Source organism: Bacillus sp. SN1 (assembly GCF_002796895.1).
GTDB lineage: Bacteria > Bacillota > Bacilli > Bacillales > Bacillaceae > Bacillus > Bacillus inaquosorum.
Map to the genome: position 1 here is coordinate 542,312 of NZ_PHIE01000001.1, position 24,079 is coordinate 566,390.

Below are 24,079 nucleotides of genomic sequence, written 5' to 3' on the forward strand. Positions count from 1 at the left end.
GGGAGACATGAACATGACAAAAGCGAATTCAATTCAGGATATTTATCCGCTGTCTTACATGCAGGAAGGGATGCTTTTCCATTCCCTCCTGCAAAAAGATTCACAGGCATATGTTGAGCAAGCTTCTTTTACAATAGAAGGAAAAGTCAACTCGCAGTTTTTTCAAAACAGCATCAACGCTCTTGTAGCAAGACACGATATTTTCAGAACGATTTTTATCAGCCAAAATGTTTCCTCTCCCCAGCAGGTTGTCCTGAGAGAACGGAACATCATCGTACAGGAAAAAGACATTACTCATTTAAACGAAGAGAAGCAAGCACAGTTTATCGAACAATTGAAAGAAAAAGACCGCGCCCAAGGGTTTCACTTGCAAAAGGATATGCTCATGCGCATCGCTCTGATTCAAACAGGAGAGAGCCAGTACACTTGTATTTGGACCTTTCATCACATCATGATGGACGGATGGTGCCTCAGCATTGTGCTAAAGGAGTTTCTCCATATTTACGCATCTTATGTAAATGCCACCCCTATATCATTGGAGCCGGTCCAGCCATACGGAAGCTATATCAAATGGCTGATGGAGCAAGACAAAGAGCAGGCAGTTTCATATTGGGAACATTATCTTTCCGGCCATGAACAGCAAACCATGCTCCCGAAGCAGAAAAAAACAAAGGGGAGAAGCAGGCAGGAACACGTTACGTTTTCATTCTCTAAGGAAGAAAGCAGCAGGCTTTCGGAGATTGCGGCAAGAGAAGAAGTAACACTCAGTACGATTTTCCATACCATTTGGGGTATTCTGCTTCAAAAATATAATAATAACGATGACGCCGTATTCGGTTCTGTCATTTCAGGAAGACCCGCAGAAATCGAAGGCATTGAACATATGGTAGGTCTTTTCATTAACACGATACCGATTAGGGTGCAAGGGGCAAAAACACCATTTATACAGCTCATAAAAGATATGCAAAAAGACCGTCTTGCCGCTGAAGCATACAGCTACCACCCTTTATATGAGATTCAAGCCCGTTCAGCTGTTAAACAAGGGCTGATTGATCATATTCTCGTATTTGAAAACTATCCTGTTCAGCAAGAGATTCAGATGCTGAACAAGCAGGAACATGCTTCTGATCTTTTTCAGATTCATAACTTCACTGTGGCAGATGAAACCAACTACAGCTTTTATCTTATGGTGGCGCCAGGAGAAGAAATCCATATTAAAATGAGCTATGATGCGGAGCAGCATGATCGGTCTTTTGTGCTTTCTGTCAAGGAGCATCTTCTAAATGCTGTATCACAAATCTTAAATAATCCGAATCTTCCGCCTGAAGAAATCGAGATCACGACAGATACTGAAAAGCGGCAGCTGATTGGGGAAATCGCGGATCGAACGCCAGTTTACGAAACCATCCATGCGATGTTTGAAAAACAAGCGGAAAAGACCCCAGATGCTCATGCAGTAATTGATCAAGCCTGCACGTTAACATACAAAGAACTGAATAAATCGGCTAACAGATTGGCGCGGCATTTACGAATGAAGGGTGTTGCGAGGCAGGAGCCTGTTGCGATCATGATGGAACGCTCTGCGGCATTGATCACCGGGGTTCTTGGTATCTTGAAAGCAGGCGGCGCCATAGTTCCAATTGATCCGCATTACCCGGCTGACAGAATCCGTTATATTCTAAATGACTGCGGCTGTTCGCATGTTGTTTCACAAGCTCATCTTTCCGCATCGATTGATAACAATTACCTTATCACTCATGCAGAAGATATTGAAAGCACAGAAGACGGCAGTAACATAAAGTCAGTTAACAATGCGGACGATCTGCTGTATATGATTTATACATCAGGTACAACAGGTAAACCAAAGGGCGTTCAATTTGAACATCGAAACATGGCTAACTTGCTGAAGTTCGAATTTGCTCACTCTGGGATTGACTTTGAAGCAGATGTTCTGCAATTTGCGACACCTGCCTTTGACGTCTGTTATCAAGAAATATTTTCTGCGCTTCTGAAAGGCGGCACCCTGCACATCGTGCCAGAAGCCATAAAAAGAGATGTGCCTCAGCTGTTTGCATTTATAAACAAGCATCAGACGAATATTGTGTTTCTCCCAACGGCTTTTATCAAAATGATTTTCAGCGAGCGGCAACTTGCGAACTCGTTTCCTTATGGCGTCAAACACTTGATTACAGCTGGGGAACAATTAATTATTTCAGACATTTTCCAAGACGTGTTACGTGAACGCGGCATACACCTGCACAATCATTACGGACCTTCAGAAACTCATGTGGTATCTACGTACACCATTCATCCGGGAGACCCTATTCCTGAGTTTCCGCCAATCGGTAAACCGATAGGCTGTACTGATCTATATATTTTGAATCACCAAAAACAGCTACAGCCATGCGGTGTACCAGGTGAACTCTATATTTCCGGCGCAAGTGTTGCCAGAGGATATGTCAATCACGATAAACTGACACGCGACAAATTTTCATCTGACCCATTCAGGCCTGGTGCGATCATGTACCGTACAGGTGATTTGGCCAGACGGCTTGGAGACGGCAACATCGAATATATAGGACGGGCAGACAAGCAAGTGAAAATCAGAGGTTATCGAATCGAGCCGCAAGAAATCGAAGTCACGTTAATGAATCATCCGGACATTAAAGAGGCTGCCATTCTCATCAGACAAGATCAAAACGGAGAACATGAATTATGCGCTTACTATTGCAGTGTACAAAAGCTGAATGCAATAGATTTACGCAGCTATATGGCTAGTGAGCTGCCAGAATACATGATTCCGGCAAAATGGATATGGGTTGACAGCATACCTCTTACCCCAAACGGAAAAGTAGATCAAGCAGCGCTTCCAGCGCCAGATGCTTCAATCAGCGGAAATCCATATGCTGCCCCTCGTAATCTGATAGAGGCAAAGCTTTCACAAATATTTGAAGATGTGCTGAAGAATGGTCATATAGGCATCCAAGACAACTTTTTTGACCATGGAGGCCACTCTCTAAAAGCAACAGTACTGATGTCACGGATCGCAAAGGAATTTCATGTACAAGTTCCGCTTAAGGACATCTTTGCCCATCCGACTGTAGAAGGATTGGCTTTAATCATTCAAGATGCAGAGGAAAATCCGTATGCAGCAATTGAGCCGGCAGAAGAAAGGAAGACATATCCTGTATCTTCGGCACAAAAACGGATATATGTGCTTCAGCAGCTTGATGAGGGTGTCGCCTACAATATGCCTGCGGTCTTAGAACTGGAAGGGGCACTGGATGTCGCTAAACTGTCTGCTGTATGTAAAGAACTGATCAGCCGGCATGAGCCTCTTCGAACTTCCTTTGTATCCGGGGCAGATGGCGAGCCTGTTCAGCGTATTCACACCGAAGTGCCGTTTACATTAAGTACAGAGACCGCTATCGAGGGGTTTATCCGCCCCTTTGATCTCAGCCAGGCGCCGTTATTTAGAGCGGGCCTTGTAAAAGTGACGGACGAGAAGCATGTATTGCTGGTTGACATGCATCATATCATTTCAGATGGCGTATCTGTTCAGCTCTTAATCCGAGAATTCACTGATCTTTATGCAAACCGGCAGCTTAAGCCATTACGGATCCAGTATAAAGATTACGCCGTCTGGCAGCAGCAATTTAAAAAGGGAGACTCGTACCAAAAGCAGGAGACTTACTGGCAGAAGCAGTTTAGCGGGGACCTTCCTATACTGGAGCTTCCGACAGATAAACGCCGTCCGGCAGAACAGCAATTCACAGGCGGAAAAGTAACCTTTCAATTGGATAAAGAGATCACGGCCCGCATAAAGCGGCTTGCCAATAAAAACAGAAGCACGCTTTACATGACGCTTCTCGCTTTGTATTCAGCCTTTTTGTCGCGGTTAAGCGGTCAGGATGATATCGTAATTGGTTCACCTATCGCCGGACGGCCCCATGCCGACCTTGAAGCTGTTCTTGGGATGTTCGTCAATACATTGGCTCTCCGCACACGCCCGGCCGGTAATATGACATTTGAAGAGTTTCTGAAAGAAGTCAGACAGACAGCATTAGAAGCATATGAGCATCAGGATTACCCGTTTGAAGAGCTTGTGGATAAACTCGGTGTGCAGCAGGAAATGAGCCGAAATCCATTGTTTGACACAACGCTAGTCCTTCAGAATATGGAACAGCAAAAGCTGAAAATGAAAGATATACAGCTTCGATGGAACGATTTGCAGCATCCCATATCGAAATTTGATATTTCTCTGTATGTTACAGAACACGATTCCGAGCTTTTCTGTCAGTTTGAATACAGTACAGCTTTGTTTGAGAAAGAAACCATCCAAAGGTGGGCCGGCCTTTTCACCACTCTTGTGGAACATACAGCTGTCAGCCCTGAAACAGAATTGGACGATATTCCACTCTTAACAAAAGAAGAAGAGAGAGCTCTCATTGAATCATGCCATCCGTTTCAGGAGACGGGCTATCCGATGAATCAAACTCTCCACTATACACTTGAACAGCAGGCAGCAAAAACGCCTGATCAGCCGGCCGTTATCTTTGAACATGGAGCGATGACCTATAAAGAGTTGAACGAACAGGCTAACCGTATCGCCTGGGAGCTGATCGGACGAGGAGTAAAATCTGAAACGACTGTTGCCATTATAGGAAAGCGTTCGCCTGAAATGCTGATTGGCATTTATGGCATTCTTAAAGCTGGCGGCGCTTATCTCCCTATTGACCCGGATTACCCGGAAGAGCGAATCAGCTTTCTGCTGGAGGACAGCGGTACAGACATTCTCCTGCTTCAGTCTTCCAGCCTTCATGTTCCGGCATTTGCAGGAGAGATTGTCTACCTCAATCAGGCAAATAGCGGACTGAAACATCGTTTGTCCAATCCGAATGTGAACGTTCTCCCTAAATCTTTAGCCTATGTCATCTATACATCCGGCTCTACCGGCAGGCCTAAGGGTGTGGAAGTTGAACATCGATCTGCGGTGAATTTTTTGAATTCCCTTCAGTCCCGCTATCGGCTGAAGCAATCAGATGTGATTATGCATAAAACATCTTACTCATTTGACGCTTCAATATGGGAGCTGTTTTGGTGGCCTTATGCCGGTGCTTCTGTTTATCTGCTTCCTCAGGGAGGGGAAAAAGAACCTGAAGTGATCGCGAAGGCCATAGAAGAACAAGAGATCACAGCTATGCATTTTGTGCCATCTATGCTCCATGCATTTTTAGAACATATAAAACATCGCCCTGTACCGATTAAGACAAACAGACTCAAGCGGGTATTTTCCGGGGGAGAACAGCTGGGGACCCATCTCGTCTCCCGATTTTGCGAGTTACTTCCAAATGTTGCATTAACCAATTCTTACGGACCAACGGAGGCAACTGTAGAAGCTGCGTTCTTTGATTGTCCGCTGCATGAAAAGCTTGAACGCGTTCCAATTGGAAAATCTGTTCATCATGTCAGAATGTATATCCTCAATCAGAAGCAGCGGATGCTGCCTGCTGGATGTATCGGCGAACTGTACATAGCCGGAGCGGGTGTGGCCAGAGGCTATTTGAATCGGCCGGCCTTAACGGAGGAGCGTTTTCTTGAGGACCCGTTTTACCCGGGTGAACGCATGTATAAAACCGGGGATTTGGCGCGCTGGCTCCCTGACGGACAAGTTGAGTTCCTCGGCCGGTTAGATGATCAGGTGAAAATCCGAGGCTACCGGATTGAGCTCGGAGAAATTGAAGCAGCGCTAAGAGGCATAGAAGGCATCAGGGAGGCAGCCGTTACCGTACGGACAGACAGTGGCGAGCCGGAATTATGCGCCTATGCAGAAGGACTCCGAAGAAACGAAGTACGGGCGCAGCTCGAAACACTTTTACCGGGATACATGATCCCAGCTCATATGATAGAGATGGAACGGTGGCCGGTTACGCCAAGCGGAAAGCTGGACCGAAACGCTCTGCCAGCTCCTGGCGGAGCGGCAGATGAGGAGACCTACACGGCGCCGAGAAATGTGACAGAGATGAAGCTTGCCCAGCTGTGGGAGGACGTGCTGAAAAACGGCCCTGTCGGGATTCACGACAACTTTTTTGATCGCGGAGGACATTCCTTAAAAGCAACCGCGCTTGTTTCACGGATCGCCAAAGAATTCGATGTACAGGTGCCGCTGAAAGATGTGTTTGCCCATCCGACGGTAGAAGGATTGGCTTCGATCATCCGTGAAGGAACGGAGAGTCCATATGAAGCGATGAAACCGGCTGAAAAGCGCGAGGCCTATCCGGTTTCCTCCGCCCAAAAACGGATCTATGTCCTTCAGCAGCTGGAGGACGGAGGGACAGGCTACAATATGCCGGCTGTGTTAGAGCTGGAAGGGAAGCTGGACCCCGAAAGGCTGGACAGGGCTTTTAAAGAGCTGATCAAGCGCCACGAGTCGCTCCGGACATCCTTCGAACAGGACGAAGGCGGCGAGCCGGTGCAGCGCATCCATGACGAGGTGCCGTTTACATTACAGACAGCAGTCCTCGGCGAGCAAACCGAACAGGAGACCGCAGCCGCTTTTATTAAACCGTTTGATCTCAGCCGGGCACCGCTGTTCCGTGCCCAAATCGTAAAGGTATCAGGTGAACGGCACCTGTTGCTGGTTGATATGCATCACATTATTTCAGACGGTGTTTCCGTCAATATTCTGATTCGGGAATTCGGGGAGCTGTACAACAACCGGACCCTTTCGGCGCTTCACATTCAATATAAAGACTACGCCGTATGGCAAGAAGGATTTAAAAAAGGAGACGCGTACCAGACGCAGGAGGCGTACTGGCTGAAGCAGCTCGAGGGCGAGCTGCCGGTCCTGGATCTCCCGGCTGATCATACCCGCCCGCCGGTGCGGAGCTTCGCGGGTGACAAGGTCTCATTTACGCTTGATCAAGAGGCCGCATCAGGCCTTCATAAGCTGGCACGGGAAAACGGAAGCACACTGTACATGGTGCTTCTAGCGGCTTACACAGCGTTATTGTCCCGCTTAAGCGGACAGGAAGATATCATCGTCGGCTCGCCAATCGCCGGCCGGCCGCACAAGGATCTTGAGCCGATACTCGGCATGTTTGTGAACACGCTGGCGCTGCGGACACGCCCGGAGGGCGGGAAGCCGTTTGTGCAGTATTTGCAGGAAGTGCGCGAGACAGCATTGGAAGCGTATGAGCATCAGGATTATCCGTTCGAAGAGATCGTCGATAAGCTCGGGATGACGAGGGATATGAGCAGAAACCCGCTGTTTGATGCCATGTTAGTCGTTCAAAATAATGATCACCAGCCATTGCATCTGCATGATTTGCAAATGAAGCCGTCACAAGTTTCTCATCTCGTTTCTAAATTCGATTTGACATTACAAGCATCAGAGAGTGACGGGAACATTCATTTCCATTTTGAATATTCAACAGCACTGTTTGAAAAAACAACTATAGAACGCTGGGCATCGCATTTGACTAATGTACTTAACATCATCGTTAAAAACCCTGAGGTGACACTCAACCATATCGACATCCTGACCCAAGAAGAGCGGAACCAGCTGCTCAATGAGTTTAACACCGGGCAAGCGAATCAATACGAAGAACAAACAATTGACCGTTTGTTTGAGCAGCAAGCTGCACGAACACCAAAAGCTTCTGCACTTGTCAGCGGAGACAAAACACTGACTTATCAAGAGTTGGACGAGTGGTCCAATGGAATCGCTCGTATATTGCGCAGCCGGGGTGTTAAACCGGACACACCAGTAAGCATCATGATGCCTCGTTCGTTCAGCATGATAGCGGCCGTACTTGGTGTTTGGAAAGCAGGAGGCTGTTACGTTCCCATTGATCCGGAATACCCGGCGGAACGGAAACGCTATATCCTCAGCGACAGCGGAACGAAACTGCTTATTACAATAAATGAAGCGGATTGGGGGGCACTTGCTGATTTTGAAGGAGAGATCTTAACGATAGAGAGCGCGGAGGCATACGACAAATCACCGCTGCCGCAAGTATCGTCTGCCCATCATTTGGCTTATATCATTTATACGTCAGGGACGACGGGGCGTCCAAAAGGGGTGATGGTCAAGCATAAAGGCATTGCCAACACTCTTCAGTGGAGGCGAAACGCTTATGCTTTCAACGAGACAGACGCCATCCTGCAGCTCTTTTCTTTCTCATTTGACGGCTTTTTAACAAGTATGTTCACACCGCTTTTGTCAGGTGCAAAAGCAGTTCTGCTTAAGGAAGAGGAAGCGAAGGACATTCTGGCCATCAAGCATCAGCTGTCTCATCAACGGATTACACATATGATTATTGTGCCTGTTTTATATCGAGCGCTTTTGGATGTATTGCAGCCGGAAGATGTAAAGACGCTTAGAATCGTCACTCTGGCGGGAGAAGCAGCTGACCGCGAATTGATACACCGTAGCCTGGCCATATGTCCACACACCGAACTCGCCAACGAATATGGACCGACAGAAAACAGTGTGGCCACTACCGTCATGAGACATATGGAAAAGCAGAAATACGTAAGCATCGGCCAGCCGATTGACGGGACCCAAGTGCTTATTTTAAATGGCAATCATCAGCTCCAGCCAATTGGTGTTGCGGGAGAACTTTGTATAGCGGGAACGGGGCTTGCAAGAGGGTATATCAACCTTCCGGAGCTGACAGAGAGAGCATTCATCCAGAACCCATACAAACCTGAAATGCGAATGTACCGAACAGGAGACGCCGCCAGATGGATGGCCGACGGAACACTCGAGTATCTGGGAAGAATTGATGAACAAGTCAAAATCAGAGGCTATCGTGTAGAAACGAAAGAAATTGAATCGGTCATCCGTTGTATAAACGGTGTAAAAGACGCCACCGTACTCGCTCATGTAACAGCATCAGGACAAACTGAATTAAGTGCTTATGTTGTGACCGAACCAGAATTGAGCACAGATACGATACGCTTAGAATTACAAAACAAGCTGCCGGTGTTCATGATTCCTGCGTTTATTGAAAAACTGGGCTCACTTCCATTGTCACCAAACGGTAAACTGGATCGCAGAGCACTTCCAAAACCTGTATTCAAGGGTGAAACTGAACGTCCATTCCGCACACCTGCCAGCAAGATGGAACAAATACTGGCGGATATATGGAAGGAAGTACTGGGGGCAGAAAAAATCGGAACAGCTGATTCATTCTTTGAGCTTGGAGGAGATTCGATCAAAGCGTTACAGGTTTCCGCACGGCTTCACCGGATAGGAAAACAGATGGCAGTGAAAGATTTGTTCAGCCATCCGACCATTCAAGAATTGGCAGCTTATATCCGGGATTCAGATACAAGTTCCAGTCAAGCTCCGGTTGAGGGAGACGTACAATGGTCGCCTGTTCAAAAATGGTTTCTTTCTCAAGATATAAAAGAAAGACACCATTTTAATCAGTCCGTTATGCTGCATCGAAGCACCTCTGTACAAGAAGACGCACTTCGCAAAACTTTAAAAGCAATAACGTGTCATCATGATGCGCTGCGGATGGTGTTTACACAGAATGAAAAAGGAAAGTGGAGTCAATATAATCGGCCGCTCAGTCATTCGGACGATGCGCTGTATGGCCTTCACATTGTTGATTTACAAAATCCAGACAATAGATCGTATGAGTCTCTTATCAAACGCCATGTACGTGATATTCAGCAGAAAATGGATTTGAAGAATGGGCCGCTGCTGCAAGCCGGTCTTTTCCGCACAACTGACGGTGATTTCTTATTTTTATCTGCTCATCACTTCGTCGTTGACGGCATCTCATGGCGAGTTCTGCTTGAGGATTTGGCTTTAGGCTATCGCCAAGCTGCAGGCGGGGAAGATATCCAGCTTCCGCCTAAAACAAGCTCATTCAAAATTTACGCGAAAAAGCTCTCTGACTATGCGGGAAGCCAGCAGCTTATGAAACAGTTCAAGTATTGGCGTGAAACCGAAGAATATGAAACAGAAGCACTGCCTTTTGATCATATCGACGGAACCATAGCAAACGAGAGTAAACGTTCCACGATTTCGTTTACCTTAAACGATAAAGAAACAGCTGCGCTCTTAAAAGATGCCAACAGCGCATATAACACAGATACTCAGGATATACTGCTTGCTTCTGTTATTCTTGCGCTGCGCCATTGGACCAATCAATCCGCTTTCAAACTATCATTAGAGAGCCACGGGCGAGAGGATGTATTAGACGGAATAGATGTGAGCCGTACGGTTGGATGGTTTACCGCCATTTATCCGTTATTGGTTAACCTGAACTCAGACCTTCCTGATCCGGAAGAATACATGGTTCATGTACTAAAAACAACAAAAGATACACTGAGACGCGTACCGGACAAAGGATTCGGCTACGGTGTCATCAAATATTTGACTCCGCCTGACAAAAAAGACATCGATTTCACAGGTTCGCCAGAAATCAGCTTCAATTATCTGGGTCAGTTTGAAAGCGGCAGCACAGCTGAAGTACCTGAGGAGGACGCCTTCTCTTTCTCTCCGCTGGGTGCCGGGGACGATATCAGCGCAACATGGAATCGTGAACAGTCGCTGGATATCAGCGCAATCGCCGCAGAAGGAAAAATGGCTGTCAGCATGACTTATGACAATACCCGCTTTCAGCGCAAAACGATGGAACAGCTTAGCGAGTATTGCCGTCAATTTTTATTACAGCTGATCGAACACTGCCAGAACAAAAGAGAAACAGAAAAGACGATTAGCGATTTTGATGATCAAGAACTGACCGAGGACGCGCTGCAAGAGATTGCTGATATGCTCAGTTTTCACTAATGAATCCGTGAAGAAAGGTGCAGACACTATGGATAACATCAAAAAAATCAAGAACATTTATCCTCTGAGTCATATGCAGGAGGGAATGCTGTTTCATTCCTTCCTTCGTAAAGAGGAGGGGGCGTATGTTGAGCAGTCGCTCTTCACCATCAAAGGAAGCCTAAGCTATGACTGGTTTCAGCGCAGTATTCAAGCCATCATCGACCGCCATGATATTTTCAGAACCGTATTTTTGCCGCACGTCCCGCATTTGTCGGGACCTCGGCAAGTCGTAATGACAGAACGCGAATTTCATTTGTACAGCGAAGACATTTCCCATCTGCAAATAAACGACCAGAATGAGTATATTGAATGCTTTAAGGAGAAGGACAAGCAGAAAGGCTTTGATTTACAAAAAGACATGCTGATGCGGATTTCTCTATTCAAAACAGCTGAAGATGAGCATGTCTGTCTCTGGAGTCACCATCACATTTTAATGGACGGCTGGTGCCTCGGCATCGTTCTGCAGGAATTTATGCAAATTTATCAATCTATCCATGCAGGAAAACCACTTTCTTTGGACCCTGTCCGTCCGTACAGCACCTATATTTCCTGGCTGACAAACCGAGACAAAGAAACAGCTGCGGAGTACTGGGATTCCTATTTAAAAAACTACAGCACTCCATCACCTCTGCCTCGTGTGTCTGATGAAGAAAAAAAAGAAGGTTATCATCGTGAGGATTTGATATTTTCATTAAATAAACCACTGACAGACAAGCTGAAAGAGACTGCCAAACAACACGGCGTCACGCTTGCCACCCTTATTCAGGCAGTCTGGGGCGTGATGCTGCAGCAATATAACCGCACAGACGACGTTGTATTTGGCGCAGTTGTATCAGGCAGACCATCAGAAATTCCGGGCGTGGAGCAAATGATAGGGTTGTTTATCAATACCATTCCGGTTCGTATTAAAACACATCAAGACGAAACGTTTCAAGAGCTGCTCAGACGCTGTCAGAAAGAAATGCTGGAAGCTGAGCCGTTCACCTGCCAGCCTTTATTTGATATCCAGGCAAACACCGCTTTAAAACAGGAACTGATTGATCACATTGTTGTATTTGAAAACTATCCGTTACAGCAGAAAATCGCCGATTCAGCTGATCGGCCCGATTCACCATTGCAAATCGATCAAGTTACGGTATCCGAGCAATCAGGATATAACTTTAACCTTGTCGTTGCTCCCGGGGAAGAACTTGTTATTAAGTTCAGCTATAATGCGTTTGTTTACGATGCTGCATGGATCAGCTGTATCAAGAGGCAATTGACACAAGCACTAAGCACAGCGGCACAGCACCCTGATATTCCCATTGCAGATTTTTCTTTTCTTGATGTAACAGAAAAAGAGCAGATTGTCACACAGTTCAACAATACAAAAACAGAGTATCCAAAGAATCGTACAATCATAGATTTATTTCGTGAACAAGCAGAAGAGACGCCAGACCATACCGCACTTGTGTATGATAATATGTCATTTTCGTATGAAGAGCTTGATAAACGGTCTAATGCACTTGCCAGAGAGTTATACCAAAATGGGTTTCGGAAAAACGAGACAGCCGGAATATGGGCTGCTCATTCTCCTGAATTTATTATCAGTGTGCTTGCTGTTTTAAAAGCAGGGGGAGCATACCTCCCGCTTGATGCTGAGCTTCCGCCTGAACGGGTCAGCTTTATGCTCGAGGAAACGCAGGCAAAAATGCTGATTATTCAAAAGGGGCTGGAGCAAAACGCTGCGTTCTCAGGAACATGTATTACTTCAGATGCACAGACATTGATGGAAGAAAACCATATCCCTATCAATATTGGCTCCAGCCCGGATGATCTTGCATACATCATGTATACCTCAGGATCAACAGGCCGGCCGAAAGGCGTCATGATCACGAATCGCAATGTCGTGTCCCTTGTCAGCAATAGTAATTACACTTCTGCGTCCGTTGATGATCGATTTATTCTGACTGGATCTATCAGCTTTGACGCCGTCACCTTTGAAATGTTCGGGGCGCTTTTACATGGTGCAAGCCTTCATATCATTGATAAATCGACAATGCTGTCTCCTGATCGGTTTGGGACGTATTTGCTTGAAAATGACATCACAGTGCTATTTTTAACGACGGCTCTTTTTAATCAGCTGGCTCAGGCTCAAGCAGACATGTTCCGCGGGCTCCATACGTTATATGTCGGCGGAGAGGCCCTCTCGCCTGCCCTTATGAATGCTGTCAGACACGCCTGTCCAGATCTGGCACTTCACAATATTTACGGGCCTACGGAAAATACGACATTTTCAACCTTTTTTGAGATGAAAAGAGACTATGCAGGGCCGATTCCGATCGGAAAACCAATCAGCAATAGCACCGCTTTCATCTTAGATGCAAAAGGGCGTCTTTTGCCGATAGGTGTTCCCGGCGAGCTTTGTGTCGGCGGCGACGGGGTCGCAAAAGGCTATTTGAACAGAGATGACTTGACAAATGCTGTTTTTTCTCCCCATCCTTTCTTGTCTGGAGAAAGAATATATCGTACTGGTGATTTGGCGCGCTGGCTGCCTGATGGAAACTTAGAATACATCAGCAGGATTGACAGGCAGATTAAAATCCGCGGAAAACGAATTGAGCCCGCCGAAATTGAAGCTCGCCTTTTAGAAATGGAAGGCGTTCAGGAAGCGGCAGTGACATTGAGAGAAAAAGATGGAGAGGCGCAGCTGTACACTCATTACGTTGGCGATGACCAAAGAACTGAAAAGGATATCCGCGCCGATTTGGCGCGTGTGCTCCCAGACTATATGATCCCGCAGCACTGGGTGCGTGTGGAGCGGATGCCGCTTACCGGAAACGGAAAAATAGACCGCAGCGCGCTGCCTATTCCAGAAAATAAGAATGACAAACGACAGGACATCACATTGCCAAGAAACTTGGTTGAAGAAGAATTGGCGAACATTTGGAAGAATGTCCTCGGTGTCAACACAATCAGTATTGATGATGACTTCTTTGCTCTTGGCGGACATTCACTAAAAGCGCTGCAGGTCATACACACACTGAAGCACCAGCAGCAAATTGACATACCGATTGATTTCTTGTTCGAACATCCGACAATTGCTCAGCTTGCCGAAAAACTTTATTCCAAACAGCTGACAGCGGCAGATGAACAGCATGTGATCAAACTGAATCAGCACGGTGCGCAAAATCTTTTTTGCTTCCCGCCGATATCAGGCTTTGGCATTTATTTCAAAGAACTTGCTTTATTGCTGAATGACAAAGCAGCTGTATACGGATTTCACTTTATTGAACATGACACCCGCATTGAACAATATGTCAATTGCATGACGGACATACAGCCTGATGGCCCATATGTTTTATTAGGCTACTCTGCAGGCGGAAACCTGGCTTTTGAAGTGGCACAGGCTATGGAACGCAGAGGATTGGAAGTCAGTGACTTCATTATCGTGGACGCTTATTTAAAAGAACAGCCTTTGCCTATCGATACCGGCAATGACGAATCTGCAGCATACCTGCCTGAAGCAGTCAGAGAAAAGGTGATGAAGAAAAAAAGAAACTATCAGGAATATTGGGCACAGTTGCTGAATAAAGGACACATCAAAGCAAACATTCATTTCATCGAAGCTGGAATCCAAACCGAAACCAGCGGGCATACAGGCTTAATGAAATGGAAAGGCGCTGCCTACGGAAACTACAGCGAATATACTGGTTTTGGCGCTCACAAAGACATGCTGGAAGGCGCATATGCTGAAAAGAACGCTGACATCATCCTTGACATTTTAGACAAGATCACTTCAAATCAAGCAATACTGCACAAACGATAAAGCGGACTAGCGGACAGAGGCCATTCTCTGTTCGTCTTTCTTTTTGTATCAAGAATGGATAGAAGACACTTGGGAATGATAACATCATCCTTTTTCTTGGAGGCTTCTCATGGACCATCTTTCTTTGCTTACTTTTATCATGTTGATTCTAGCCAGTTACAGACTGACACATTTGATTGTATTTGACAAAATCACGGAATTTATCCGAAAACCTTTTATGAAAAAGAAAAGGATCGTTGATCAAAACGGGCATGTAGATGAAAAAAGCGTGCCGGCTTCTAACTTTGGATACATGCTCAATTGCTACTGGTGTGCCGGCGTTTGGTGTGCCATCTTGATCGGGCTTGGCTATCTTTTTTTGCCTCGTATTGCAGTTCCAGTGATCTTTATTTTAGCCATCGCAGGAGCACAGGCGATTCTTGAAACAGCTGTCGGTGTCGGCGTAAAACTCATTGATGTGTTAAAGAGCCTGCAAACTATGATAAATGATAAAAAGTCCTAAAGCAGCAGACAAAATGCTTCAGGACTTTTTTCATTTATCTGGTGATATAGACATAAATCCTGATTTCTTCCATCCGATTAAGCACCCTTTTACAGCCCGGGAATACCGTAATAGCGAATAGTGAAAGTGATGTAATGGGGGAGAAGAAACAGAATGAAGGTTTGTCAAAAATCGATTGGCCGTTTCCTTGTCAGCTTGATCATCGGAACGTTTGTCATATCCGTTCCGTTTATGGCCAACGCGCAGCCTGACAGGGAACTGAGAGCCGTATGGATTGCTTCCGTATTAAACATTGATTGGCCGTCAAAAAAAGGTTTATCAGTCGAAGAGCAAAAACAAGAATATATCAAACTGCTGGACGATGTGCAAAAAATGGGGATGAATGCCGTTATTGTTCAGATTAAACCGACGGCAGACGCCTTTTATCCGTCCGCTTACGGACCTTGGTCTGAATACTTAACCGGTGTCCAAGGGAAAGACCCGGGCTATGATCCGCTAGCATTTATGATTGAAGAAACCCATAAACGAAATTTAGAATTTCACGCATGGTTTAATCCTTACCGTATTACGATGAATCATACGGACCTCAATAAATTGTCTGAGGATCACCCCGCAAGAAAGCATCCAGACTGGGTTGCCGCTTACGGAAAACAGCTTTATTATCATCCGGGCATTCCTGAAGCGAGAGATTTTATCGTTAAAGGCATTGAAGAAGTCGTAAAACGTTATGATATCGATGCCGTTCATATGGATGATTATTTTTACCCTTATAAAATAGCCGGACAGGAATTTCCTGATCAAGCACAGTATGAGCAATACGGAAAAGACGATTTTTCCAAAATTGATGACTGGCGGCGGGATAATGTGAACCAGCTTGTCAAACAAATCAACCAAACAATTAAAGCCGCAAAGCCATATGTCAAATTCGGCATCAGTCCCTTTGGCGTATGGAGAAACGCGGCAGATGACCCGACCGGATCGAATACCAAGGCAGGCGTCAGAAATTATGACGACCTTTATGCAGATACGAGACATTGGATTCAAGAAGGCGACATCGATTATATTGCCCCGCAAATCTATTGGAGCATCGGCTTTAACGCAGCAGCTTACGACGTGCTGGCTGATTGGTGGAGCAATGAAGTCAAGAATAGGCCTGTTCATTTATATATTGGCCAGGCAGCTTATAAAATCAATAATAACTTTGATCCGCCATGGTCCGACCCCGAGGAGTATGTAAGACAAATCACCTTAAACCGTCAGCTTGATCTTGTAAAAGGAAGTATGCATTTCAGCCTCAAAGACCTCAACAAAAATCCGCTTGGCATCAAAGACAGGCTCATCACCGAGCTTTACAGCCAGCCGGCATTGGTTCCGCAGATGCCTTGGCTTGACAGCACAGCCCCAAAAATGCCAAAGCTTACGAAAGTGACCGAAAACAAAAACGGCAACCTTCTGCACATGAAAGATCACCCATCAAATCACAAAACGAAAGAAACAGCCTATTATGCGATATACAGAGCCGAAGGGGAAAAGAACAAAACATTGCTGGCAACCGCGAGAAAGACAAATGAGCAGCAAACCTTCTTAGATGACACGGCAGATCCAAACACGAAGTATACGTATTATGTCACTTCTGCAGACCGGGTTCATAACGAAAGCAAGGCTTCCAAACGAAAGACAAAATAAGAAATGAGTAGGACGGCTTTCTAAGTCGTCTTTTTTTAAAAAGTTATTTGGGAGACAGGATACTTAAGATAAGCCGCTGAATTTGTTAAAGAAAAAAAGCGAGGGAGAGACTCACATGAATATGGAAGCGGTTTTTGGACATTTCCCAGTATTGGAATCTGAGAATTTAATATTAAGTAAAATCGAAGAGGAGCACGTACAGGATGTATTTTCAATCTACGATAATGACAAAGTATTCGAATACTGCGGCATCATCCCGAAACATAACATAAAAACGGTACATAAAATGATTGGCCATTTTGATAGGGATTACAACAAAAAAAGCAGAATCAAGTGGGGGATTTTTCCGAGGAAGCAAGAGAATACGTTGGTGGGAATCATTGAAGCGATGGATTTTAATCAAAAAGTAAACATGGTAACGATTGGCTTCTACTTGGCTGAAGAATACTGGGGAAAAGGCATTGCAACGGAATCCGTCAGCACGGTGATCTCCTTTTTATTTGAGAAAGCCAATGTAAATAGAATTCAAGCTGAAGTCATGCCTGCAAATGAGGTTTCAAAAAAAATCCTTTTAAAAAACAATTTTATGAAAGAAGGATTAGTCAGACAAGCTTCCTATTGGTCAGGAAAAGGAGTTGTCGATTTAGAAATATACGGCATTATTAAGAACGAATACATATAAAACTTTCTTTTTTGAAAAAAGAAAGTTTTCGGCATTAGCAGTATTGAAATCTCATGTATTCCATATTATAGTGAATTCAAAAGTTAGTTATTCAACTAACTAATTCATAAGGAGGAGCGTCATGGCAAAACCAAATGTCATTTCCAAAGAAACACTCATTGAATCAGCCAAGAAATGCATCTCAGAAAACGGGTTAGAAAAACTGACGTTAAAATCAGTTGCGGAACAAGCAAATGTCAGCCAAGGCACGGTTTATTATCATTTCCGAACGAAAGAAAACCTCATGCTGGAGGTGGTGCGCCACGTATGCGGCAGCTCATGGGCGAACGTAAAGAACAGTCGGCTCCCGACAATCGAAAAGATGAGAGCGGCATTGCTGTCAGCAAAATTTCGAACGAAGGAAAATGCAGATTATCATCGGTTATTTTTAACGCTGATCGTATCAAGCTTTCAAAATGAACAAATCAAAGAGCAGCTAAGTCATCTGCTACAATCGGAAAATCAATATCTGACAAAAGAGCTCACTCAATTGTGGGGCGAATCTCCAATTGATGGCGTTTCCTTAACAGCCTGGGGAATAATGCTGAATGCTTTAATTGACGGCCTTGCCATACAGTCTCTCGTTTCCGATGATTTTCCATCAGAAGATGTTTATCAGGAGCTCGAATTGATGCTGGTGAAGCTGACTGAAAAAATGACGTAACACAAAAGGAGACCAAACATGTTTACTCAAAAATTACGTCTTGTCCTTACATTTTCATTTCTGGTCTGGTTAGGTGCTACACTATTTTTTGTCCTGTTCGGAGACGCTGTTTTAACTGATCCGGCCGAAGAACCTTTTTTGCTGAACTTTCTTCTCCTGGAAGCGGGCACCGCTCTCGTTTTATGCCTTGTGTTCTTTCTCTATCAAAAACTCGATCAATCACAGTACGCTGTCATCAAGCTTGGCATATGGGGATCAGCGGTCGGGTTATTGATTGATACGTTTTCCCTTTGGAATCATCCCATCATCTTCCCGGCACTATCAAAAGGGCAAGTCATTGCATTTGCCATATGGATGGTATGCGCCTATGCCTTGTATTTGCTCATCCCGTTGATGTTTTCACATAAAAAATGATTCAGTTTTAATTTTCAGACTTCTTTTGTCAGGGAATGATTACAGAACTCGCCTAATAGGATGTTACAAAGATGTGAAGGAGGAACCCACGTGAATTTTGACCTGACAAAAGAACAGCAAATGGTGCGTGAAATGGTAAAGGATTTTGCGAAAAAAGAAATTGCTCCTCACGCTGAACATGTAGATCAAACGGGCGATTTCCCGATCCAAACATTTAAAAAAATGGGTGAACTCGGGCTGATGGGCATCCCATTTCCAGAAGAATACGGCGGTTCGGGAGGAGATACGGTTTCATATGCCTTAGCGGTTGAAGAAATCGGCAAAGCCTGCGGCAGTACTGGATTAAGCTATGCTGCTGCGGTCTCGCTCGGCGCAAGCCCTCTTTATTACTTCGGAACAGAAGAACAAAAACGTGCGCATTTGACTCCGCTGGCTTCGGGAAAAGCACTCGGATCATTCGGCCTGACGGAACCAAATGCCGGATCAGATGCAGGAGGCACTCAAACAAAAGCGGTTACAAATGGTGACGAGTATGTGATCAACGGCGAAAAATGCTGGATCACGAATGCAAGCTACGCACGTACAGTGATTGTGACCGCAGTAACAGGCAAAAACAAAGACGGAAAAAACATCATCTCCGCATTGATCGTACCAACTGACACACCCGGACTTACGATTACGAGCCCGTACGATAAAATGGGCGTCCGGGGTTCAAATACAGCGGAAATTTTGCTTGAGGATGTCAGAGTGCCTGTGGGCAACTTACTCGGCGATCCAACAAAAGGGTTTAAGCAGTTTTTATATACGCTGGACGGCGGACGGATCTCCATCGCTGCTCTTGCAGTCGGCATCGCCCAAGCGGCACTTGAAGCATCATTGGCATATGCGAAAGAACGAAAGCAGTTCGGACAGCCGATTTCTTCCTTTCAGGCGATTCAATTTAAACTTGCCGACATGGCGATGGAAATTGATCTGGCCCGGCAAATGGTGTTAAAAGCTGCTTGGCTGAAAGACCATAACCGCCCGTTCACAAAAGAAGCGGCGTATGCCAAGCTGTTTGCATCTGAAATGGCGACAAGGGCTTGCAATCAAGCCATTCAAATCCATGGAGGTTCAGGCTACATGAAAGAATATGGGGTAGAACGGATGCTGCGGGACGCAAAATTAATGGAAATCGGTGAAGGCACATCTGAAATTCAGCGTATCGTGATCGCCAGACAGCTTTTAAAATAAAATGTAAACGCTTTCGATTACTTGGAAAGGAGGAACATTGCATGGCTGAACTCATCCATTCCACAATCGGCAGACTGCTGGAACAAATCGCTGAAACCTATCCCGATCAAGAAGCGGTTGTTTATCCAGACAGAAATATCCGCTATACGTACGCCCAATTTAACAGTCTGTGCCGTCAAACCGCTAAAGGACTTATGCGGATGGGTATTGGGAAAGGAGACCACGTAGCCATATGGGCGTCGAATATCCCCGAATGGCTTGCCGTTCAGTTCGCCACCGCGAAAATCGGAGCCGTGCTCGTTACCGTCAATACCAATTATCAAGCACACGAGCTCGATTACTTGCTGAAGCAATCGGATGCTGCGGCGCTTATTGTCATGGATTCTTACCGGGGCACAGCTTACACAGATATCGTGAACAGCCTAATTCCAGAGTCGCAGGAAGCAAAGCCCGGCCAGCTGAACTCAGAACGTTATCCCTTTTTAAAAACGCTCATTTATATTGGCGAAAAACGTTTGCCTGGCATGTATCATTGGGACGATACAGAGATATTGGCGAAAACAATGACGGATGCTGAGCTGGAAGCAAGAATGAACAGCCTTGAAAAAGACGATGTGATTAATATGCAATACACATCAGGAACGACTGGATTTCCTAAAGGAGTGATGCTGACTCATTTTAATGTCATCAATAACGCTGCCAATATCGCTGAATGTATGGCATTAACCTCTCAAGACCGCATGTGCATCCCGGTTCCATTTTTTCACTGCTTCGGATGCGTGCTCGGGGTTTTGGCGTGTGTGTCCGTCGGGGCAGCCATGATACCTGTACAAGAATTTGATCCGGTTACCGTCCTTAAAACGGTAGAAAAAGAGAAATGCACAGCGCTCCACGGCGTGCCGACCATGTTTATCGCAGAGCTGCATCATCCGGATTTTGAAGCATATGATTTATCGACGCTCCGAACAGGCATCATGGCCGGTTCTCCTTGTCCGAGTGAAGTGATGAAAGCTGTCATTGAAAAGATGGGCATGAAAGACATTACAATCGCCTATGGTCAAACTGAAGCCTCACCGGTCATTACGCAAACAAGGGCAAATGATTCCTTCATCCGGAGGGTCGAAACAACCGGCCGTGCCCTGCCTCATGCAGAAGTGAAAATCGTAGAACCCGGGACATGTCAAGAAGTTCAAAGAGGCGTGCAAGGAGAGCTATGCACCCGCGGCTACCACGTCATGAAAGGCTATTATAAAGACGAAGAAGCGACTAGAAAAGCAATCAATCCCGACGGATGGCTATTTACCGGTGATCTTGCTGTCATGGATGAAGACGGGTACTGCCGCATCACCGGAAGATTAAAAGACATGCTCATTAGAGGCGGCGAGAACATTTATCCGCGGGAAATCGAAGAATTCCTATACCGGCATCCTGCTATTTTAGATGTACAGGTCGTTGGTGTGCCTGACGCCAAATTCGGGGAGGAGGCCGCAGCCTGGATTAAACTGAAAGACGGAAAAAGCGTTTCACCTGAAGAGCTTAAAGCCTATTGCAAAGGGAAAATCGCCCGCCACAAAATTCCGCGTTATGTTATTTTTACAGACGACTATCCGATGACAGCTTCAGGCAAAATTCAAAAATATAAACTGCGTGAAAAAACGATTGAAATGTACCGCTTATCATCATGTCAATGAGGTGAAGTCATGTTTACAAAAGTACTGATCGCCAACCGCGGAGAAATTGCAATGAGAATTATCCGAACGTGCAGCCGTCTCGGCATCAAAACGGCTGCGGTTTTTTCTGAAGCAGACCGAGACGCGCTCCATACAAAGGCAGCCACAGAGTCCTATTTCATTGGGGAATCAAGAGTCAGTGAAAGCTATTTAAATATAGAGAGAATCATAGAGACGGCGAAAAAAGCAAACGCCGACGCCATCCATCCCGGCTACGGGTTATTATCAGAAAACAGCCGATTCGCAGAACGCTGCAAGCAAGAAAACATCGTGTTTATCGGACCTTCACCCGATATCATTGCAAAAATGGGCAGCAAAATTGAAGCACGAAAAGCAATGGAGGCCGCAGGTGTCCCTGTCGTTCCCGGTGTTTCTGAATCCCTCGGAGACCTTCAGGCAGCCTGCCACGCTGCAAATCAAATCGGCTACCCTGTCATGCTGAAAGCTTCAGCGGGCGGAGGAGGCATCGGAATGCAGCTTGTTCAAAACGAGGAAGCATTAATAAAGGCGTACGAGGGGAACAAAAAGCGCGCAGCAGATTTTTTCGGTGACGGATCGATGTATATAGAGAAAGTGATTGAACATGCCCGCCACATCGAAGTTCAGCTTTTGGCCGATCAACACGGCCATGCAGTACACCTGTTTGAACGCGATTGCTCTGTACAAAGGCGGCATCAAAAGGTCATTGAAGAAGCGCCGTCATCATTTTTAGACGATGAATTGAGAATGAAGATCGGGCAAACGGCCGTAAAAGCAGCAAAAGCAATCAGCTATACAAACGCAGGCACCATCGAATTTTTAGTTGACCCGAACCAAAACTTTTATTTCCTCGAAATGAATACGAGATTGCAAGTTGAACACCCCGTGACTGAAGAAATAACAGGCCTGGACTTAGTTGAGCAGCAGCTGCGGATTGCTGCGGGCCATACACTCACATTCTCTCAAAAAGACATCAAACGAAACGGGCATGCGATAGAGGTCCGAATATATGCGGAAGATCCCAAGACCTTCTATCCGTCACCGGGTACAATCACTGCATTTTCACTCCCTGACCAAAAAGGAGTCAGACACGAGTGTGCAGTAGCAAAAGACAGCACCGTCACTCCTTTTTATGACCCGATGATCGCCAAAATGATTGTCAAAGGCCAAAACAGAGCGGAGGCAATTGAAAAACTGGAGACAGCGCTCCGTGACTACCGGATAGAGGGAATCAAAACAAATCTCCCGCTTCTCATACAGGCTGCTTCATCAAAAGCATTTAAAGAAGGGGATGTCACGACTGACTTTTTGAAACAACACCTATAAAGGAGGCAGTTGTCATGACAGTTAAGATACAAATGGCGGGAAACCTGTGGAAAGTGCACGTCAAAGCTGGCGACCAAATTGAAAAAGGCCAGGAAGTTGCCATTTTGGAATCAATGAAAATGGAAATTCCGATCGTTGCAGACAGAAGCGGAACCGTAAAAGAAGTCAAAAAAAATGAAGGCGATTTCGTGAATGAAGGAGACGTGCTGCTCGAACTGAGCGATTCCATTCAATAAACTGGAGGAAGACCATGTCATATCCTAAAAAAGTGAAGATCAAAGAAGTCGGCCCGCGTGACGGCTTACAAAACGAGCCCGAATGGATCGCAACAGAAGATAAAATCGCTTGGATCAACCAGCTTTCCCAGACAGGGCTTTCGTATATCGAAATCACATCCTTCGTTCACCCAAAATGGATTCCGGCACTTCGAGATGCTATTGACGTGGCAAAAGGCATCGACCGTGTAAAAGGGGTAACGTACGCGGCACTTGTCCCGAATCAGAAGGGGCTGGAGAATGCGCTTGAAGGAGGCATTGACGAAGCTTGTGTCTTTATGTCTGCAAGCGAGACGCACAATAGAAATAACATCAATAAATCCACTTCTGAAACTCTTCAAATTCTTAAACAAGTAAACGATGACGCAAAAAAAGCAAACCTCACAACAAGAGCCTACCTCTCAACCGTTTTCGGCTGTCCGTACGAAAAAAATGTCCCCATTGAACAAGTCATTCGCCTTTCTGAAGCCCTATTTGAATTCGGGATTTCTGAACTGTCGCTTGGAGATACGATCGGAGCGGCAAATCCCGCTCAAGTTGAAACCGTGCTTGAAGCTCTTTTGGCACGATTTCCGGCAAATCAAATTGCCCTGCATTTTCATGATACGAGAGGAACGGCGCTGGCAAACATGGTCACAGCACTCCAAATGGGCATCACGGTGTTCGACGGCTCAGCAGGCGGGCTTGGTGGCTGCCCATATGCTCCAGGTTCGTCAGGAAACGCCGCGACTGAGGATATCGTGTACATGCTTGAACAGATGGATATCAAAACCAATGTAAAGCTCGATAAACTGCTATCCGCAGCCAAATGGATAGAAGAGAAAATGGGCAAACAGCTGCCGAGCCGAAATTTACAGGTATTTAAATCATCTTAATTAAAGAGAGG

At 45.7% G+C, this 24,079-nt stretch carries 12 protein-coding genes; all 12 read left to right on the forward strand.

Annotated features, from left to right (window positions below; genetic code table 11):
* Window positions 1–13: 13 nt before the first annotated feature.
* The 12 genes from CVV77_RS02960 to ldeG all read left to right on the forward strand — a co-directional run bounded on the left by CVV77_RS02960 (window position 14) and on the right by ldeG (window position 24,068).
* Complete coding sequence (locus CVV77_RS02960; RefSeq protein ID WP_100274604.1) at window positions 14–10,813, forward strand: non-ribosomal peptide synthetase; 10,800 nt, start codon at window positions 14–16, stop codon at window positions 10,811–10,813.
* 7 nt (window positions 10,814–10,820) lie between these two features.
* A complete protein-coding gene (locus tag CVV77_RS02965; protein WP_100275132.1) occupies window positions 10,821–14,663 on the forward strand; it encodes a non-ribosomal peptide synthetase in 3,843 nt (1,280 codons plus the stop codon).
* 109 nt (window positions 14,664–14,772) lie between these two features.
* A complete protein-coding gene (locus tag CVV77_RS02970) occupies window positions 14,773–15,165 on the forward strand; it encodes a DUF1360 domain-containing protein (protein ID WP_100274605.1) in 393 nt (130 codons plus the stop codon).
* A gap of 153 nt (window positions 15,166–15,318) precedes the next feature.
* Window positions 15,319–16,851 carry a glycoside hydrolase family 10-like protein gene (locus CVV77_RS02975; protein WP_100274606.1) on the forward strand — a complete coding sequence of 511 codons (1,533 nt, stop codon included), beginning with the start codon at window positions 15,319–15,321 and terminating at the stop codon, window positions 16,849–16,851.
* Between the two features lie 115 nt (window positions 16,852–16,966).
* Window positions 16,967–17,533, forward strand: a complete 567-nt coding sequence (locus CVV77_RS02980) for a GNAT family N-acetyltransferase (RefSeq protein ID WP_100274607.1) — start codon at window positions 16,967–16,969, stop codon at window positions 17,531–17,533.
* Between the two features lie 121 nt (window positions 17,534–17,654).
* Window positions 17,655–18,236 (forward strand): TetR/AcrR family transcriptional regulator, encoded by a 582-nt coding sequence (locus tag CVV77_RS02985; RefSeq protein ID WP_100274608.1) that lies wholly within the window; start codon window positions 17,655–17,657, stop codon window positions 18,234–18,236.
* 93 nt (window positions 18,237–18,329) lie between these two features.
* Window positions 18,330–18,650 (forward strand): DUF5367 family protein, encoded by a 321-nt coding sequence (locus CVV77_RS02990; RefSeq protein ID WP_100275133.1) that lies wholly within the window; start codon window positions 18,330–18,332, stop codon window positions 18,648–18,650.
* A gap of 90 nt (window positions 18,651–18,740) precedes the next feature.
* Entirely contained in the window at window positions 18,741–19,883 is a 1,143-nt protein-coding gene (locus CVV77_RS02995; RefSeq protein WP_100274609.1) for an acyl-CoA dehydrogenase family protein, read from the forward strand.
* A 41-nt stretch (window positions 19,884–19,924) separates the two neighbouring features.
* On the forward strand, window positions 19,925–21,574 hold the full coding sequence (locus tag CVV77_RS03000; protein WP_100274610.1) for an AMP-binding protein: 1,650 nt from the start codon (window positions 19,925–19,927) through the stop codon (window positions 21,572–21,574).
* 9 nt (window positions 21,575–21,583) lie between these two features.
* On the forward strand, window positions 21,584–22,918 hold the full coding sequence (locus CVV77_RS03005) for an acetyl-CoA carboxylase biotin carboxylase subunit (RefSeq protein ID WP_100274611.1): 1,335 nt from the start codon (window positions 21,584–21,586) through the stop codon (window positions 22,916–22,918).
* 14 nt (window positions 22,919–22,932) lie between these two features.
* Window positions 22,933–23,154 carry an acetyl-CoA carboxylase biotin carboxyl carrier protein subunit gene (locus CVV77_RS03010; protein ID WP_100274612.1) on the forward strand — a complete coding sequence of 74 codons (222 nt, stop codon included), beginning with the start codon at window positions 22,933–22,935 and terminating at the stop codon, window positions 23,152–23,154.
* A gap of 14 nt (window positions 23,155–23,168) precedes the next feature.
* Complete coding sequence (ldeG, locus tag CVV77_RS03015; RefSeq protein WP_100274613.1) at window positions 23,169–24,068, forward strand: hydroxymethylglutaryl-CoA lyase; 900 nt, start codon at window positions 23,169–23,171, stop codon at window positions 24,066–24,068.
* Window positions 24,069–24,079: the final 11 nt, after the last annotated feature.

Bases quoted from the DNA above. Each gene is read 5' to 3' on its own strand.
- CVV77_RS02960 (WP_100274604.1), top strand. From the start codon at position 14: ATGACAAAAGCGAATTCAATTCAGGATATTTATCCGCTGTCTTACATG.
- CVV77_RS02970 (WP_100274605.1), top strand. From the start codon at position 14,773: ATGGACCATCTTTCTTTGCTTACTTTTATCATGTTGATTCTAGCCAGT.
- CVV77_RS02975 (WP_100274606.1), top strand. From the start codon at position 15,319: ATGAAGGTTTGTCAAAAATCGATTGGCCGTTTCCTTGTCAGCTTGATC.
- CVV77_RS02980 (WP_100274607.1), top strand. From the start codon at position 16,967: ATGAATATGGAAGCGGTTTTTGGACATTTCCCAGTATTGGAATCTGAG.
- CVV77_RS02985 (WP_100274608.1), top strand. From the start codon at position 17,655: ATGGCAAAACCAAATGTCATTTCCAAAGAAACACTCATTGAATCAGCC.
- CVV77_RS03000 (WP_100274610.1), top strand. From the start codon at position 19,925: ATGGCTGAACTCATCCATTCCACAATCGGCAGACTGCTGGAACAAATC.
- CVV77_RS03005 (WP_100274611.1), top strand. From the start codon at position 21,584: ATGTTTACAAAAGTACTGATCGCCAACCGCGGAGAAATTGCAATGAGA.
- CVV77_RS03010 (WP_100274612.1), top strand. From the start codon at position 22,933: ATGACAGTTAAGATACAAATGGCGGGAAACCTGTGGAAAGTGCACGTC.
- ldeG (WP_100274613.1), top strand. From the start codon at position 23,169: ATGTCATATCCTAAAAAAGTGAAGATCAAAGAAGTCGGCCCGCGTGAC.